Origin of the sequence: Desulfohalovibrio reitneri (assembly GCF_000711295.1) — a bacterium.
In the GTDB taxonomy this organism is placed as follows: Bacteria; Desulfobacterota; Desulfovibrionia; order Desulfovibrionales; family Desulfovibrionaceae; genus Desulfohalovibrio; species Desulfohalovibrio reitneri.
In genome coordinates this window covers 1,093,084-1,109,286 of record NZ_JOMJ01000003.1, presented here as the reverse complement: position 1 = coordinate 1,109,286, position 16,203 = coordinate 1,093,084, and the positions used below count along the sequence as shown (strand labels likewise).

The following is a 16,203-nucleotide window of genomic DNA, read 5'->3' as shown; positions in this document are numbered from 1 at the left end:
CTGTTCCTGGAATGTTTCTCAGCTTCGCCGAAGCAAGCCCGGCAAGGCTGCGGCGGCGGTCAGCAAAAAGACTCCCCACACGAAGGCTTCGTGGTGGCGGTGGTAGAAGGTAGTGCGGCGCAGCAAAGGCATCTCCCGGCTTATGGCCGTGGCTGTGAAGAGCCCTGTGGATTCGAGAATGCGCCCCCTGGGGTCGATGAAAGCCGAAATGCCGGTATTCGTGCAACGGACCATGGCCCGTCCCTGCTCAACGGCCCTGAGCAGCGAGAGGTGGAGATGCTGCAGGGGCGCGCTGGACTCCCCGAACCAAGCGTCGTTGCTGATGTTGACCAGGAGGTTTGCTCCTTTGGCCACCCGCTCCTGGGCCAGATCGGGAAAGATTGCTTCATAGCAGATCAGCACGCCCATCGCAAGATCGCCGGATACCAGCGGGTCGTCGCGCTGTCCCGGAGCGAAGTCGCCCACGCCCTGCACAAGTTTGTCTATGGGAAGGTAGTCGCCGAAGGGGACGTATTCGCCAAAGGGCAGAAGATGCACCTTGTCGTAAGCGGACTCGAATACATTCCGGCCGTTGACGAGGTATGCGCGGTTGAACAGCGTGTATTCCCCGGAGCTTTCCATGCGGTAGGCTGGCGCGCCTGTAAGCAGCGCAATCCCTTCCCCGCGGGCGAAGGACCGGACGCGACGACGCAGGGGGCTCTGCTCCTGGTAATAGAAGGGGAGGGCGGTTTCCGGCCAGATCACCGCCTCCGCTCCGCCGCGCAGGACTTCTTCACTCAGGGAGATGTAGCGATCCACTGTACCTTGAATGAACTTGTCGTCCCACTTGCGCCCCTGGTCTATGTTGCCTTGGACGAGGGCCACTTCGGCCCGGGCCGAGGGCGTTAGAGGGTCTTGCAGTCTATCCGCGCCGAAGAGGGCGACAGCCGCCAGAACCACGGCGCCCGCCAAGCGGACCGATGCGGTCCCGCGACCGGGGAAGAGCAGCCAGGCGGCCGCTGTGGTCAACACCAGCCCCAGGCCAAGCCCGCCGATCCAGGCCGCGGCCTGGATGGCCCAAGGCCAGGGCGCGAGGCCGGAGGACGTGGTCAGCCAGGGAAAGCCGGTCAGAGCGACGCCGCGCAACGCCTCCAGGCAAGCCCACGCTCCGCCGATGAGAAGTCCGGCGCGCCAAGCCGAGCCTCCGCTTCCGAACCGGTGGACCACCCAGCCGAACACGGCGGCGTAGAGGGACAGGTACATGGCCACCAGGACCGGACAGGGAGCGGCCAGGAGCCAGTTGAGCCCGCCGTAGTCGTGGACCGGCAAGGCTATCCAGTAGAGAGAGCCGAGGTAGGCGGCGGTGGCCGTCCAGAAGCAGCATTTGGCCGCCTTGCGGGGAGAGGGCGAGCGCAGGGCTGCTCCCGCCAAGCCCACAGGTAGCAGCAGCCCTAGTGCGGGGATGTGCAGCCAGAGGTTGGCGAAGCCGGACCAGGCTCCGATGACGGCGAGAACTGCCCAGAAAAGCACGTGATCAGTCGCTTTGGGCGGCGGATTGGACGTGAATCCAGCGGATGTTTTTTTTGTTGGCTTCCTTGACGGTGAAGCGATGCCCCTCGAGGGTAAAGAATTCCCCCTGTCTGGGAACCCGGCCCGTCAGTTCGCACAGATATCCGCCAATGGTTTCCACTTGGCCGGAGTCGATGTTGGTGTTGAAGCGCTCGTTGAGCTCGTCGAGTTCGAGGCGTCCAGCCACCAGGAAGGTGCCGTCGGGCAGTTCCTGAATTTCCAGGGGCTGCCCGATGTCGTGCTCGTCCTCGATCTCCCCCACGATCTCTTCCAGCACGTCCTCCAGCGTGACCAGTCCGGAGGTTCCACCATACTCGTCCAGGGCGATCGCCTGGTGCATTCGCCGACGCCGGAAGTCTTGAAGCATGTCGCGGACGTTTTTGGTCTCGGGGATGAAAAGTGGTTGGCGCATGAGTTCGCCGAGCGAGGGGCGGGAGTCGCCGACCAGCGCCCGCAGGAGGTCCTTGGCGTGGATGATGCCAACGATGTTGTCCTTGTCCCCGCTGTAGACCGGTATGCGGGAATGGCCGGATTCGATGATGAGCTGGGCCACGCCCTCCACGCCATTGGCCTCGTCCGCGAATATGATGTCCGGACGAGGCACCATGATGTCCTGCACCTGGGTATTCTGCAGGCGTAGCACACCGAGCAGCATGGCCACGTCGTCCACCTTGATTTCCCCCTCGCGGAGGGATTCTCGGATGGTGTCTTCAAGGGAGTGGCCGTTGCGGTTTTTAAAGAGGTTGGCCAGAGTGGACCAGAACCCCCCGTCCGAGGAACTGGGACTGCCGTCTTCCAAAAGGAAACTCCTTTGTTGCGGTTACGAATCGGGCGAGGAGCCCCTCTCCCGGTGCATTTCCAGATGCCGCTTGAAAACCCAGTTGTCAATGCTCTCCACGCCCGCTTCGTCGTCAATCGGGCTCCATGCCAGGCTATCCGGATTGTCCGAAGGGCGCCGGGCCTGTGAAAGAAAACGCAGCCCCACCTCTTTGCGCCGTGAAGCGAAGTCCTCGTACGCGTTGCGTACCCGGCCGTAGAGGAAGTAGCGGATCGATTCGTTGTCCGCCGGGCTTTCCAGGTCCAGGCGGAGATAAAAGCGGTCGCCGATCTTGAGTTCGGCGGTTTCGCCATGCTCTTGGGAGTCTGGGGGCGCTTCGAAGCGAAGGCCGCCCGCGGAGAGGTTGATGAGCCGGACACCGGAATCCTCGCGGGGTTGATGTCTCAGGGCGGGCTCGCCCCAATCCCCCGGGGATTCGGCGGGGATGCTGTCTTCGGGCCAGACCGCGAGCCCCCGGACCAGCCGCGAGGGGGCTCGATACGCAGGTGCATGCGCTTTTGGCGGATCTCCAGGCGCTGTGGGAGATACACGTCCACCAGGCCGAAGCCCTGACTGTCCACGCGCATACCCGCCAGCCTGGACGTGAAGCCGTAAAATCGCAGCTGTTTCTCGCCCCGCTCCCGCACGCGCAGAAAGGCCTCCACGGCACGGTCCTTCCAGTCGCTGGAAAGCGTCACGGCGCCGGACAACTCCAGCCGCAGACTTTCATCGGAAAGTTCCACCGCCTGGGAGGTAAGAAAGCGGGTGCGAGTGGCCGCTCCGTCCAGAAGCATCTCCACCTTGGCTCGCTGGTCGATGGCTGTTTGCAGGATGTCGCGGATGCGGGCGGGGGAAACGATCCAATTGGCTGGAATGTCCTTCAGGCGGCTCTGGAGCCTGCGGTTGAACCAGATGCCGGCCACGAGGGCGGCCACAGCGAGCAGCAAAGCGGCGAGCAATACCGTTCCCGCCTCGGGGGTGAGGCGGATTATGTGGAAGGTCTCCTGAAAGGTGCGCAGGTATTCCCGGTCCATTGCGGCTGCCGAGGCCAGTATTTTCTAAGAGAATAATCGCTTTGACGAAGCTTGCAAAGACTAGAGCAGGCCGCGTTTCTTGAGATGAATTTCCAAACAGGAGACAGCCGCCGGTGTGATGCCGGAAATGCGGGACGCCTGTGCCAGAGTCAACGGTCGAACCGTTTCCAGCTTCTCTTTCGCCTCGTGCGTCAGTCCGGCCACCTGGGCATAGTCCAGGTCTTCTGGAATACAGGCTTTTTCAAGTGAGCCGGAGCGTTCCACCAGTTCCGCCTGTCTGTGGAGATAGCCCGCGTACTTTGCCTGTGTTTCGGCTTCGCGCAAGGCGTCTTCTCTGGTTTCGGCGGCCTCGGGGTGAAAGGCTTCAAGCAGGGGGTGGATGCGGGCTTCGGGCTGGCGCAGCAGGTCGGCCAGGCTGGCCTTGGCGTGGGGCGGGGTCAGCCCCAACTCGGCAAGGACATCCCGGGTGGCGGCGTCCGGGCGGATTTCGACCTGCCCAAGCGAGGCCAGCAAACCGTCCACCGCTGCCTTTTTGTCCTGGAAGAGCCACCAATGGCTGTCGTCCACCAGGCCATATTCGCGTCCGATGGGTGTCAGGCGCAGGTCGGCGTTGCCCTCGCGGAGTAGCAACCGGTGCTCCGCGCGCGAGGTGAACATGCGGTAGGGTTCGTTGGTTCCCTTTGTCACCAAATCATCCACCAGGACCGCCATGTACGCCTGGTCGCGGCGGAGCAGGAACGGAGGCGCGTCGTCCAGTCTGGCGTGGATGTTCAATGCCGCCCATAATCCCTGGACCGCGGCTTCCTCGTAGCCGGAGGTGCCGTTGATCTGCCCTGCGCACCACAGCCCGTGAAGCCGCTTGGTCTCCAGGGTTGGGCGGAGCTGGGTGGGTGGCAGGAAGTCGTACTCGATGGCGTAGCCGGGGCGGACAATCTGAACCTGTTCAAGCCCGGGGATGGTGGCCAGCATGGCTTTTTGCACGTCCAGCGGCAAGGACGTTGGGATGCCGCTGGGATAGATTTCCGGGCTGTTCACGCCTTCCGGCTCAAGGAATATCTGGTGCCGATCCTTCTCCGGGAACCGGGCCACCTTGTCCTCGATGGACGGGCAGTAGCGCGCCCCCACGCCGGTGATTACACCGGAAAAAAGGGGAGAGCGGTCGAAGCCGGAGCGGATGGCCTCGTGGGTGGCGGCATTGGTCCAAGTAACGTGGCAGGGAACCTGGGGAAGATGAGCGCTTTCCGAGCGGAAGCTGAACAGCGGCGGCGGATCATCACCGTGTTGCTCTTCCAGGCTGGTGTAGTCGATGGAGTCCTTGAGCAAACGGGGCGTGGTCCCGGTCTTAAGCCGCCCCAACTCGAATCCGAGCCCGGACAGGCTGGCGGAGAGGCCGGTGGAGGCGGGGTCTCCCATGCGGCCACCTGAAAGCCGGGTGGAGCCCACGTGCATGAGCCCTCCCAGGAAGGTTCCGGTGGTCAGCAGCACGTGGCGTGCGGTGAATTCCTCACCGAGGGCCGTGCGGACCCCTGTGACTCGGCCGTCCCGCACAATGAGTTCTTCGGCGGTGTCCTGCCGTATCCAGAGACGTTCGAGCCCGAAGAGATCGGCCCGCACCGAGGCCATGTAGGCGTCCCGGTCCACTTGGGCGCGGGTGGAGCGGACCGCCGGCCCCTTGCGGGTGTTGAGGGTGCGAAACTGGATGCCGGCCCGGTCAGTCCACAGGCCCATCATGCCGCCCAGGGCATCGATCTCCCGCACCATGTGGCCCTTGGCCAAGCCGCCAACGGCCGGGTTGCAAGAGAGGTGGCCCAAGCGGTCCACGTTGATGGTCAGCAGCAGGGTGTTCCGGCCTAGCCTGGCCAGAGCGGCGGCCGCTTCGCAGCCGGCGTGTCCCGCGCCGACGACAAGGGCGTCGAAGACGTGGGGAGGGGCGGGTTTCATCGCGAGGTGCGAGGGGAGGGGGCCAGCAGCCTGGCCACAACCTTGGCGTCACGAAGGTGGTTGCTGATCAGGGCGTGTTCGTTGGGCTGGTGGGCGTTGTGCATGATGGTGGACCAGACCGCCGCCTCGAACCCCTTCTTGCGCAGGAAGGCGGCCACGGTGCCGCCGCCGATTCCCACCGGGCTGGGGGTGACGCCGTACACCTCGCGTACGGCGTCCCGGAGCATGTGTACGATCTCGCTGTCAACGGACGTGGCCGGGGCCGCCTGTTCTTCATGCACAGCATCCACGGCGATCTCGACCCCGTGGGAGCGGGCCACGTCCCGGGCCATTTCCCGGACGGCCTCCTGCACATCGCTCAGTGAGTATTCGGCCAGAACGCGGCAGTCCACGTAGAAAACGTCGCGGCCGGGAACGGTGTTGACGTTTTCCACATTGGCCTCTTTCTTGGTCGGCTCGAAGGTGGAGACTGGGGGATCAAAAAGGTCGTCCCGCCTGTCGAACCGTTGTGAGAGGCCGCGCAGCTTGATGATGAGGTCCGCGCAGGCGACAAGGGAGTTGCGGCCAGCCTGGGGAGTGGAGGCGTGGCACTGCTTGCCGGTAACCGTCACCTTGAGCCACATCATGCTCTTTTCGGCCACTTCGATGAGTTTGGATTCGGGGTGGCCGAAGTCGGGCACAAGAAAGAGGTCGTTGTCGCCGAAGAGGTCGGCGTGCTCGCGCATTACGAAGTCCAGGCCGTGCCGGTTGCCGGTTTCCTCATCGGCGGCGAAGACGAGTCCCAGGTTCATGACGGGAATCAACTCTTGCTCAGTCAGGGCCTTGGCGGTGAGCAGGGCGGTGACGATGGCCTGGTTGTTGTCCTCCACACCGCGCCCGGTGATGGTGTCGCCGTCCACGGCCAACTGATAGGGATCGGAGGACCAGAGTCCGGGGTCGCCCGCGGGTACCACGTCGGTATGGGCGATGATCCACAGGGTTCGGTTGGAATCCCGTCCGGGAACCAGGGCCGCCAAGTTGGGACGCCCTCCATCCACACGGGAATCGGGGGAGGCCATTTCGCGCAGCGGCTCGATGCCGAGCTTGCCCAATTCGTCCTTGATGAAGGCGACCTTGTCCGCCTCGCCCTTGCCGCCGTTGTCCGGCCCGAGGGCCACGCGGGAAACCAGTTCGCGCTGCCAATCGATAACGGCTTGGCCCTGCTCTGCGAGGTACGCGTCAATGGCGCTGGAAGTCTGGGACATGGCGGGATGCTCCGGACGGATCGCCTCTGGGGCGGAAAGAAAGGGCGGGCCATGGCTGACCCGCCCGGATTTTCGTGTCGGCTTAGCGACCGCGGGCGGCGCGCTTGGAGGCCTTGAGGGGGTTGACCTTGACCTCGCCGCCGGACACCTCGGCCCGGACGTGGGTGGCGAAGTTGCAGACCCCGTGGGCCCATTTGCGCTCGGGCTGGGCGTAGCTGGGGCAGTATTTGCCGGCCTCCAGGGCCACCAGTCGCTCGCAGCCTTCGCACTGTTCCACCGCGGGCTCCAGGATGAAGCCGTTGTAGCTCAGGCCCTGCTCGGTCATCTCGGCACCCTGCAGGGCGTTGGTAGCGACCTTCTTTTTGCGGGCCTTTTCTTCTTTCTTAGCGTTCTTGTTGTTCTTGGCTTTCGCGGCCATGGCGTCCTCCCAAGGGAAAATCGGGCCGTACGGCCCCGGTTGTCTCTGTGCTGTCGTCGAAAAACGGATATCTATTACGGATGGTGGGCGGCCTGTCAAGAGGCGAGTTGACGTTGGACCCATTTTCGCGCCGACTCCACCTCACGCCGCAAGGCGTCCAAGTCGACGCGGTCCATGTGTCCGTCCAGGTAGAGCGCTTCGCCCTCGACCATGGTCAAGAGCACTTCCGCTCCCGAGGTTGCGTAGACCGCCTGGGAGGCCGGGTTGTGCAGGGGGACGAGGTTGGGCTTGTCCAGGTCCAGGGCGATGAGGTCCGCGGATTCGCCCTCCTCCAGTCTGCCCAGGCCGGGCAGGCCCAAGGCGTCCGCTCCGCCCAGGGTGGCCATATCCAGAACCGCCTGGGCGGGCATGGACGCCGGGTCGCCGGTCAGGGCTTTTTGGGCGTGGGCCGCGGAGGCCATTTCGGAAAATAGGTTCAGGTCGTTGTTCGAGGCCGCTCCGTCGGTGCCCAGTGCCAGCCGGACTCCGGCCCGGCGCATGGCTTCCACCGGGGCCAGGCCATTGCCCAGCTTCATGTTGGACTGGGGGCAGTGAACCACGGCCACGCCGCGATCCGCCAGCAACTCGATTTCCCCCTCCGTCACGTCCACGCAGTGGAACAGGGTGGCGCGCGGGGTGAGTAACCCGAGGGAGTCGAGATAGGGCAGGGGGCGGTCGCCGTGCGCCTCGACGCAACTGGCTGTTTCGGTAGTTGATTCGGCGGCGTGGATCATCCACGGGGTGTCCAGCTCCTCGGCCAGCTTGTAGCTCTCCTGCAGCATGGACGGGCCGGTGGTGTAGACGGCGTGGGCCATGACGGCCGTGCCCACCCTGGGATGCCTGGCGTATTGCGCGTGGAGTTCCCTGATGAGCCTGTAGCCCTCCTCGGGCGAGTCGTAGGTCAGGGTGGGCGTCTGGATGACTCCCTCCGCGGCCAGGCAGCGGATGCCGGATTCGTCGGCCGCGCGGGTGACTTGGTGTTCGTGGAGGTACATGTCCGAAAAGCAGGTGATCCCCCGGCGCAGCATCTCCACGCAGGAGAGCAGGGAGCCCAGGTGAACCATTTCCTTGCTTAGGCGTTTCTCCACGGGCCAGATGTTGTTCCGCAGCCAGTCCATGAGGGGCAGGTCGTCCGCCAGGCCGCGAAACACACTCATGGCCGCGTGGCAGTGGGCGTTCACCAGGCCGGGAAGAAGGAGGGCCCTCCCGAGGTCGAGACGCTTGTCGGGAGCGTAGGCGGCTTCCATTTCGTCCATCCGCCCGATGCCGGCGACTAGGCCGTCGGTCACGGCAACGGCAGCTTGGTTGATGAGCGAGCGTTCGTCGTCCTGGGGCAGGAGGGCGCGGGCGGTTATGAGAAGATCGCAGGGTTGCATGGCCGGGGCAGGGTAGATGATTTTTCAACCGCGGGAAAGCCGCTGGGGTGGCGCGCGTTGGGCTGAAATGCTATCGGGATTGTAAGGAGTGAATCGCATGGAGGAACGACGCAGCCGGACCAGGGTTCCGCTCATGTTCGGCGCTGTGGTCAGTAGCGGCGGCCATGACGTGCCGGTGCGCATGAAGAATCTCAGCCTCAAGGGCATGTCCTGCAGCCCGGACCCCAGGCTTGAGGAGGGAGAGCCCTGCACCGTGACCATCGGTCTTTCCGACGACGCCACCATCCGGGTTAAGGGTACTGTGGTCCGGGAAGGCCAGCGCGACGCGGGCGTGGAATTCGAGGAGATGGACCCGGCCAGTTTCACCCATCTTCGCAACCTCATCCGGTTCCATGCCGAAGACCCTGACGCCATCGACGACGAGGTTTCCCCCTGCGCCTACTTCGAATAGGCGCTCACCCGAATATCAGGCTTTGCCCCGCGGCCAATGGCTCAACCCGGCCGGGAAGCGCCTCGGCCAATTCCCGGACCGCGCCTTCGCCGGTGCAGTGGCCCACGATCACCCTCTTTACTCCGGCTTCTTCCAGAAGGGCGGCCGCGCGTCGCACTCCCTCGGTTTCCGCCTCGTAGAGATGCAGCCCACCGACCACGGCGTGAACAGACTCGATGCCCAGCTTTTCACGGGCATGCACAAAGGTGTTGCTTAGACCGGCGTGGCAGCAGCCCAGCAGCAATACTGTTCCGGTCGGCGTTTCGATGGCCAGGTATGCGTCGTCAGGTACCGTGTCCGGCTCGCTTCCCAAGGCGTCCGCATAGAACCAGCCTGTGTGTCCGGGGTCCTCCGGACTTCTTGGCAGGCCGGATGCGAAGGTGACGCCGGGGGCGATCTCCCTGGCTTCCAGAACCGGGACCAGCCGGTCTTCCAGAATGGGCAGGCAGTCCCGGGGCGCGCCAATTTCGCGTACCGGTTTGCCCGGACGGCAGGAATATGTCTCGCGAAGCACGGACGGATGGGCGGTGACGATTCCGGCGAAGCCCGTTTCCACCAGGGCGGCGACGCCCCCTGTGTGGTCGTAGTGGCTGTGGGAGAGGGCCAGCCAAGCGGCCTGTGACAGGTCGAGGCCGAGACGGCGGGCGTTGTCCAGAAACAACCGTGAGGCCCCAGTGTCCCACAAGCCCAGGGTGCCGCCGCGCCGTACGGCTACAGCCAGACCCCACTCGTTTGAGAAGCCGGGCAGGGCCTGATTGTCTGACAGGACGGCTAATTCTACAGGTCTTTCTTTTTGACCGGCCACTTCTGGGGATCGTCCTTGAAAAGCTTGTAGGTGATGGCGTCCACCAGGGCTTCCCAGGAGGCGTCGATGATGTTGTGCGACAGCCCCACGGTGGTCCATTTTTCCTGCTTGTCGCCGGATTCAATGAGCACCCGCACATAGGAAGCCGTCCCGCCGGTGTCACGCTGATATCCGGAGAGCACACGCACTTTGAAGTCCACCAGGCGCATTTCCGCCAGCCCCGGATAGGAGTCGAGCAGAGCCTTGCGCAGGGCGTTGTCCAGGGCGTTGACCGGTCCCTGGCCGTCGGCTGCGGTGTGTATGTGCTGGCCGCGAACCTTGAGGATCACCGTGGCCTCGGAAATAGGGTCCTCGCCGCCGCGCTTGGCGTCAAGAACCCGGAAGTTGATGTGTTCAAAGTAGCGCCGCGACCAGCCCATTGTGCGGAAGAAGAGCAGCATGAACGAGGCCTCGGCGGCGGAGTACTCGTAGCCCATCTTCTCCCGTTCCTTGATCTCGGCCAGGAGCGATTCCACGTGGGGGTCGTTTTTGTCCAGGTCCTCGTAGTAGCGCGAGGCCATGGCCAGCACGTTGGAGCGCCCAGCCAGCTCCGAGAGCAGGACGCGTTGCACGTTGCCCACCACGGCGGGGTCGATGTGCTCGTAGGTGGCCGGATTGCGCATGACCGCCGAGACATGCACGCCGCCCTTGTGGGCGAAGGCGGAACGGCCCACGTAGGGCTGCCGCAGGAAAGGACGGAGGTTGGCGGTCTCGGCCACATAGTGGGAAATGCGGGTGAGGTTTTCCTGGCAGCCCTCGGGCAGGCACTCCAGCCCCATCTTGGTTTGCAGCGCTGGGATTATGGAGCACAGGTTGGCGTTGCCGCAGCGCTCCCCGTACCCATTGATGGTCCCTTGTACTTGACAGGCTCCGGCGCGCACCGCCTCCAGAGAGTTGGCCACGGCCAGGTCGCCGTCGTTGTGGGTGTGGATGCCCAACCGCGCCTCGGGCAGCGCCCGCTGGACCGTTCCCATGGCTTCCACGATCTGGTGTGGCATGCTGCCGCCGTTGGTGTCGCATAGAACAAGGACGTCGGCACCCGCGTCAAACGCAGCTCGCAGGCAGGATATGGCGTACGGTTCCCCGCCTTCCTCGGCAAGGGGATGCATGAAGCCGTCGAAAAAGTGCTCGGCGTCAAAGAACACTTCCCTAAAGTGATTCTTGAGGAAAGAGACGGTGTTCCTGATTATGCCCAGATTCCGCTCTTTGTCGATGCGCAGGGCGTCGCGTACGTGCAGGTCCCAGCATTTGCCGAAGATGGTGGCCACTGGGGCTCGTGATTCAACCAGCGCTTTGAGTCCGGTATCGTTCTCCGCCGTGGTCTTGGAGGAGTGGGTGGCACCGAATGCGGTGATGGTCAGGTTCGTAAAGCGCTCTTTCCCGACCTCGCGGAAGAACGCCCTGTCGGTTGGATTGGAGCCAGGGAAACCGCCTTCGGCGTAAGTCACGCCAAGTTGGTCCAATTGCCTGGCCACAAGGATCTTGTCGTCCGAGGTGAAGTTGATCTCCTCGGCCTGGGACCCGTCGCGCAGGGTGGTGTCGTAGATCTGGATGCGCCGGCTCATCACTCTGTCACCCGTTCCTCGGGGTGTTTGTCCAGCTCGAAGGCCTCGTGCAGGGTCCGCACCGCCAATTCGGCGTACTTGTCCTCAAGCAGCATGGTGATCTTGATCTCTGAAGTCGAGATCATCAGCAGATTGATTCCCTCGCGCGCCAGGGCCTCGAACGCCTTGGAGGCCACGCCGGAGTGGTTGCGCATACCCACGCCGATGACCGAGACCTTGCAGACGCCGGTGTCGGACTGGATGTCCTTGGCGTGGATGGTCTCCTGCGCCTGCTTCAGGAGTGTGACGGTCCGCTCCAGGTCTTTGCGGGGAACGGTGAAGGTCATATCCGTGTGCCCGTCGCGCGAGGTGTTCTGGATGATCATGTCCACGAGGATGCCCTCGCGGGCGATGGGGCCGAAGATGGAGGAAGCCACGCCCGGCTGGTCCAGCACGTCGTAGATGGTGACGCGGGCCTGGTCCTTGTCGTAGGCGATGCCGGAAACGAGCACGTGTTCCATGGACGGAACCTCCTGGGAGACGATTGTACCGGGGGTGTCGGAAAAAGTGGAGCGGACGTGGACGTTGACGCCGTATTTTTTGGCGAATTCCACGGAACGGATTTGCAGGACTTTGGCCCCCATGGAGGCCATTTCGAGCATTTCGTCGTAGCTGACGCGGTCCAGCTTGCGGGCCTTGTCGCAGATGTTGGGGTCTGTGGTGTAGACGCCCTCGACGTCCGTATAGATTTCGCAGCTGGATGCGCCCAGGGCGGCGGCCAAGGCCACAGCGGAGGTGTCGGAGCCGCCGCGGCCGAGAGTGGTCAGCCGGCCGTGTTCGTCGCAGCCCTGAAAGCCCGCGATGACCAGTACGTCATTGTCCTGGAAGTGGTTCTTCATGGCCTCGGCCTCGATGTCCAGGATGCGGGCGTTGCCATACTCGCAACTGGTTCGAACCTGGATCTGGTGGCCGAGCAGGGAGCGGGCCTTCACCCCGGCGTCCTTGAGCAGCATGGAGAACAGGGAGACCGAGGCCTGTTCGCCGGTAGTCACCAGCACGTCCAGTTCGGAAGGGTCGGGCGCGGTGGAGAATGACTCCGCCAGGGAGATGAGGCGGTTGGTCTCGCCGGCCATGGCCGAGAGCACAACGGCCACCTTGACCCCTTGGTCCAATTTGCAGGCCACCACCTCGCGCACACGCTTCATGCATTCGAGGTTGGCCACGGAGGTGCCGCCGAATTTCTGTACAATAATTTCCATGGCGTCCTCAGGCTTGTTCGTTGACACGTTCCGCCAGCCTTTTCAGGCAGGCTTCCGCCGCCTCCCCCCTGGCTGCGATTTCCACCAGCCTGCCCCCGTCCAGGGGCTCCACCCAGCGCAGGGTCAAGCGGTCGTCGGGAAGCAGGCCGGGATTAAGATACTCCGCCCATTCGACGGCCACAACCGCCCCCGGCATGTCCAGCCACTCCTCGTATTCCTCGCCCGGCGGACTTCCCTCGAGCCGGTAGAGGTCGAAATGGGCCACTTCGGGGGTCGTGGGATAGATGTTGACGATGTTGAAGCTGGGCGAAGCGACCTCGGCCTGGTCCCCGCCCGGCAGGACGCGGGTTAGACCTCGCACCAGGGTGGTCTTGCCCGACCCCAGGGGGCCTTCGAGCAGGAGGGCTAGACCGGACCGTTCCGCAAGGCATTCAGCCAGCCATCCGCCCAGGGCCAGAGTCGCTCTTTCATCCGCAAGCTTCAGCCGCATCACTCCCCTGATGAGCCGGAGGCCGTGAGGGTGTTGAGAATGTCGGACTTGCCGACGACTCCGACCACGCTTTCCCCGTCCACCACGGGCAGGGTGTAGAGCTTGCTGTCAACCATCAGGGTGGCCGCTTCATCCAACGGGGTATCCGGAGCCAGCACTGTGGGGTTGCGGGTCATGGCCTGTCCCACGGTCATGGCGGTGATTTTGCCCATTTCCTTCTGCATCTCGTCCACGCTTCCCCCAAGGGAGAAGAACCCGTCCAGGATGGTGAATACACTGGGCAGTCGCAGTCGTTTCTGCTGGGAAACAAGGTCGGCCTGGGTGAGTACGCCGACCACCTTGCCCGCGTCGACCACCGGAGCGCCGTTGATCTTGTTTTCCAGGAGAATCTTGGCCGCCTCGGCGATATCCTGGTCAGGGGAGAGGGTTATAACCTCGCGGCTCATGATGTCTTTGGCCGTTTGCATTCGTTCGCATCTCCTTGAGCCCCCGGGGAAGGGCGTCGGCTATCTCGGAGGCCAGCAGGCCGCGTTCGCGGTTGCTTCGACCCAACAGGCTTCCTGTGAACCCGTGGACGTAGACGGCAAAGCAGGCCGCGTCAAGCGGAGCCATGCCTCGGGCAAGGGCCGCGCCCAGGAGGCCGGCCAGCACGTCTCCGGCTCCGGCCACGGCCAGAGCGGGTTCGGCAACGGGGCAGAAGCGTGTGCGGCGCTCAGGCGCGGCCACCAGCGTCCCCGCTCCCTTGAGCACGGCCACGCAGCCGAGGGAGGAAGCCAGATCGCCCACCGCTGCCTGGCGGTCGGACTGGATATACGCGGTCTTTTCACCCAACAGGCGGGCGGCTTCCAGGGGGTGGGGCGTGACCACGTCTCCGGAGCGAAGGCGTGAGCGCAACTCCGGGGATTCCGCCAGCCAGTAGAGGGCGTCGGCATCGAAACACGTGTCGGGCCGCTCCTCCAGCGCCAGATAGGCTTCCAGGGCCCCGCGCGCGCCCTGGTCTCGTCCCATGCCGGGGCCCGCCACAACCGCCTGGAAGCGGGACAACTCTTCGGACAGGAGGGGAACAAGGCCTGACGACCAGTGTTCCTCGCGCCCCAGGGGAAAAGTCATGGCCTCAGGGAGCCCGGCCTTGACCTCCGTGGCCACGCCTCCTGGACAGGCGGCGGTGGCCAGCCCCACGCCGCCCCGCAACGCCCCAAGACAGGATAGTGCGGGGGCGCCGGTCAAGCCACGCGACCCGCCCAGCACGAGCAGGTGGCCGAATGTTCCCTTATGGGCTTCGGACGAGGGGGAGTCAGCCAGACGGGCGAGGCGGTCCGTCATGCGCAGCAGGGCGGTTGGATTGGCCTGCTTGACCACGGGCGGGATGCCGATGTGCGGCTCGGCCAGGCGGCCGATGTATTCCCCGGCACCGGGAAGCAGCATGCCTGCCTTGGCGGATTCGAAACTCACCGTGGCATTGGCCCGCACCGCTGTGGGCGAGGGGCGGCCTGTGCGGGCGTCCAGGCCGGTGGGGACGTCCAGGGCCAGAACGGCGGAGCGTTGGCAGAACTCGTTGATCAGGTTGACCCATTCTTTGTAATCGGCGCGCAATTCTCCGCGGAAGCCGGTGCCGAGCAGGCCGTCCACCACCGCGTGGGGGGCGAACGCCAGGGCGTCGTCGCGCACGGACCGGGCCGAACGAGCGTGGCGGTGGGGAATGTCCAGGCCGTCCAGCAGGCGCAGGTTCATTCCGGCCTCGCCCTTGTACTCCCCTTTGGCCCCGAGTCGCAGCACCAGCACGTCCGCTCCCCGACAATGAAGCATCCGGGCCAGAGCCAGGGCGTCGCCGCCGTTGTTGCCCTTGCCGGCAAGCAACAGGACCCGTTTACCCCGGGGGGTGCCGACCTCCCGTTCCAACTCATCCAGAGCGGCTCGAGCTGCATTTTCCATGAGCACCGAGGCGGGCAGCCCCAGGTCCATGGTTGCGCGGTCCCAATGGGCCATTTCCTCGGGGGAGGGCAGGGGATCGTACATGATCAGGACTCCAGAATGACCACGGCCGACGCCGTGTCGCGGCCGTGCGTCAGGCTGATGTGGGCCGTTTTCATTCCCAGCTCCCTGGCTCTCTCCCTAGCCGCTCCATGCAGGGCCAGCTCAGGCTTGCCGCGTTCGCCGCCAACCACCTCCAGGGTGTGCATGGAGACGCCCTTGGAGAAGCCGGTGCCGAGCGCTTTGGATGCCGCTTCCTTGGCCGCGAACCTCGCGGCAAGGAAGGGCAGCCCGTGCTCGGGCATGGAGGAGCGCTCACCCGGGGTGAGCACTCGGTCTAGAAAGCGGTCGCCAAACCGGTCCCAGGCCGCCTGAATGCGGTCCAGTTCCGCGAGGTCCAGGCCCAGGCCGACGATCATCAGTCCGCGAACCCTTCGACGATGCGGGCCATTTCGCCCACGGCCTCGGCCATGCCGGTGAATATGGCCCGGGAGATGATGGCGTGGCCAATGGAGTACTCGCTCACACCGGGCACGTCCTGGAAGGCCAGGACATTGCGGTAATTGAGGCCGTGTCCCAGGTTGACCTTCAATCCCGCCGCGCGGGCGTGGCCGATGCCTTCGATCAGCCGCTCCAGTTCGGCGTCCTGTTTTTCGCCGCGAGGGGCGTCGGCATAGGCACCGGTGTGCAGTTCGATATACTGGGTGCCGATGGACGTTGCGGCGTCTATCTGGTCAGGCTCGGGATCGATGAACAGGCTGGAGAGGATACCCGCCTCCCAGATGGGGGCCAGGTACTCCTTGATTTCGTCGACTCGGCCGGCCACGGCCAGGCCGCCTTCGGTGGTCAACTCCTGGCGTTTTTCCGGCACCAGGCAGACCGAGTCCGGCTTCACGTCCAGTGCGATATCCCGCATTTCCTCGGTGGCTGCCATTTCCAGGTTCAACCGGCTCTGCAAGCATTCGCGCAGCAGGCGGACGTCGCGGTCCTGGATGTGCCGGCGGTCCTCGCGCAGGTGAACGATGATGCCGTGGGCGCCGGCGAGTTCGGCGAGGTGCGCGGCGGTCACTGGCTCGGGCTCGATGCCCATCCTCGCCTGCCGCAGGGTGGCCACGTGGTCCACGTTGACTGCCAAAACGGGCATGAAAAGGGCTCCTTTATGCGTTAGCTGTCGCCTTGTGTGGCAAA

At 64.5% G+C, this 16,203-nt stretch carries 17 protein-coding genes; 1 reads left to right on the top strand and 16 read right to left on the bottom strand.

Annotation, left to right across the window (positions count from 1 at the left end):
• Window positions 1–18: 18 nt before the first annotated feature.
• The 8 genes from lnt to N911_RS0105810 form a co-directional block, all read right to left on the bottom strand.
• A complete protein-coding gene (lnt, locus tag N911_RS0105845; RefSeq protein WP_035104404.1) occupies window positions 19–1,509 on the bottom strand; it encodes an apolipoprotein N-acyltransferase in 1,491 nt (496 codons plus the stop codon).
• 4 nt (window positions 1,510–1,513) lie between these two features.
• Window positions 1,514–2,347, bottom strand: a complete 834-nt coding sequence (locus N911_RS0105840) for a hemolysin family protein (RefSeq protein ID WP_029895262.1) — start codon at window positions 2,345–2,347, stop codon at window positions 1,514–1,516.
• A 21-nt stretch (window positions 2,348–2,368) separates the two neighbouring features.
• A complete protein-coding gene (locus N911_RS19160) occupies window positions 2,369–2,734 on the bottom strand; it encodes a PilZ domain-containing protein (RefSeq protein WP_425266027.1) in 366 nt (121 codons plus the stop codon).
• A 35-nt stretch (window positions 2,735–2,769) separates the two neighbouring features.
• Window positions 2,770–3,399, bottom strand: coding sequence for a hypothetical protein (locus tag N911_RS18750; protein ID WP_029895260.1), 630 nt, complete (start codon window positions 3,397–3,399; stop codon window positions 2,770–2,772).
• Between the two features lie 60 nt (window positions 3,400–3,459).
• Window positions 3,460–5,340 (bottom strand): tRNA uridine-5-carboxymethylaminomethyl(34) synthesis enzyme MnmG, encoded by a 1,881-nt coding sequence (mnmG, locus tag N911_RS0105825; protein WP_029895258.1) that lies wholly within the window; start codon window positions 5,338–5,340, stop codon window positions 3,460–3,462.
• Window positions 5,337–6,584, bottom strand: coding sequence for a M20 family metallo-hydrolase (locus tag N911_RS0105820; protein WP_029895256.1), 1,248 nt, complete (start codon window positions 6,582–6,584; stop codon window positions 5,337–5,339). The genes mnmG and N911_RS0105820 overlap by 4 nt, the downstream gene beginning before the upstream one ends.
• Before the next feature lie 82 nt (window positions 6,585–6,666).
• Complete coding sequence (locus tag N911_RS0105815) at window positions 6,667–7,002, bottom strand: PxxKW family cysteine-rich protein (protein WP_051693949.1); 336 nt, start codon at window positions 7,000–7,002, stop codon at window positions 6,667–6,669.
• A 95-nt stretch (window positions 7,003–7,097) separates the two neighbouring features.
• The gene (locus tag N911_RS0105810; protein ID WP_029895253.1) at window positions 7,098–8,417 is read right to left on the bottom strand and encodes an amidohydrolase; all 1,320 of its coding nucleotides are present in this window, start codon (window positions 8,415–8,417) and stop codon (window positions 7,098–7,100) included.
• Between the two features lie 97 nt (window positions 8,418–8,514).
• Here N911_RS0105810 and N911_RS0105805 point away from each other — a divergent pair, with 97 nt between their 5' ends.
• Window positions 8,515–8,868, top strand: coding sequence for a PilZ domain-containing protein (locus tag N911_RS0105805; protein WP_029895251.1), 354 nt, complete (start codon window positions 8,515–8,517; stop codon window positions 8,866–8,868).
• A gap of 4 nt (window positions 8,869–8,872) precedes the next feature.
• On the opposite strand, the gene N911_RS0105800 is transcribed toward N911_RS0105805, so the two are convergent.
• From N911_RS0105800 to N911_RS0105765, 8 genes are read right to left on the bottom strand one after another with little or no spacing between them, the layout of a single operon-like run.
• On the bottom strand, window positions 8,873–9,712 hold the full coding sequence (locus tag N911_RS0105800) for an MBL fold metallo-hydrolase (protein WP_035104399.1): 840 nt from the start codon (window positions 9,710–9,712) through the stop codon (window positions 8,873–8,875).
• On the bottom strand, window positions 9,685–11,316 hold the full coding sequence (gene cimA / locus N911_RS0105795; protein WP_029895247.1) for a citramalate synthase: 1,632 nt from the start codon (window positions 11,314–11,316) through the stop codon (window positions 9,685–9,687). The genes N911_RS0105800 and cimA overlap by 28 nt, the downstream gene beginning before the upstream one ends.
• Window positions 11,316–12,554, bottom strand: coding sequence for an aspartate kinase (locus N911_RS0105790; protein WP_029895245.1), 1,239 nt, complete (start codon window positions 12,552–12,554; stop codon window positions 11,316–11,318). The genes cimA and N911_RS0105790 overlap by 1 nt, the downstream gene beginning before the upstream one ends.
• A gap of 7 nt (window positions 12,555–12,561) precedes the next feature.
• Window positions 12,562–13,044, bottom strand: a complete 483-nt coding sequence (tsaE, locus tag N911_RS0105785) for a tRNA (adenosine(37)-N6)-threonylcarbamoyltransferase complex ATPase subunit type 1 TsaE (protein WP_029895243.1) — start codon at window positions 13,042–13,044, stop codon at window positions 12,562–12,564.
• Window positions 13,044–13,511 carry a CBS domain-containing protein gene (locus N911_RS0105780; protein ID WP_029895241.1) on the bottom strand — a complete coding sequence of 156 codons (468 nt, stop codon included), beginning with the start codon at window positions 13,509–13,511 and terminating at the stop codon, window positions 13,044–13,046. Before N911_RS0105780 ends, tsaE begins: the two co-directional genes overlap by 1 nt.
• On the bottom strand, window positions 13,459–15,060 hold the full coding sequence (locus tag N911_RS0105775) for an NAD(P)H-hydrate dehydratase (RefSeq protein WP_081859059.1): 1,602 nt from the start codon (window positions 15,058–15,060) through the stop codon (window positions 13,459–13,461). The genes N911_RS0105780 and N911_RS0105775 overlap by 53 nt, the downstream gene beginning before the upstream one ends.
• 2 nt (window positions 15,061–15,062) lie before the next feature.
• Window positions 15,063–15,434 (bottom strand): holo-[acyl-carrier-protein] synthase, encoded by a 372-nt coding sequence (locus tag N911_RS0105770; RefSeq protein WP_029895237.1) that lies wholly within the window; start codon window positions 15,432–15,434, stop codon window positions 15,063–15,065.
• Window positions 15,434–16,159: a pyridoxine 5'-phosphate synthase gene (locus N911_RS0105765; protein WP_029895235.1), complete on the bottom strand. Its 726-nt coding sequence runs from the start codon at window positions 16,157–16,159 to the stop codon at window positions 15,434–15,436. The genes N911_RS0105770 and N911_RS0105765 overlap by 1 nt, the downstream gene beginning before the upstream one ends.
• Between the last annotated feature and the right edge of the window lie 44 nt (window positions 16,160–16,203).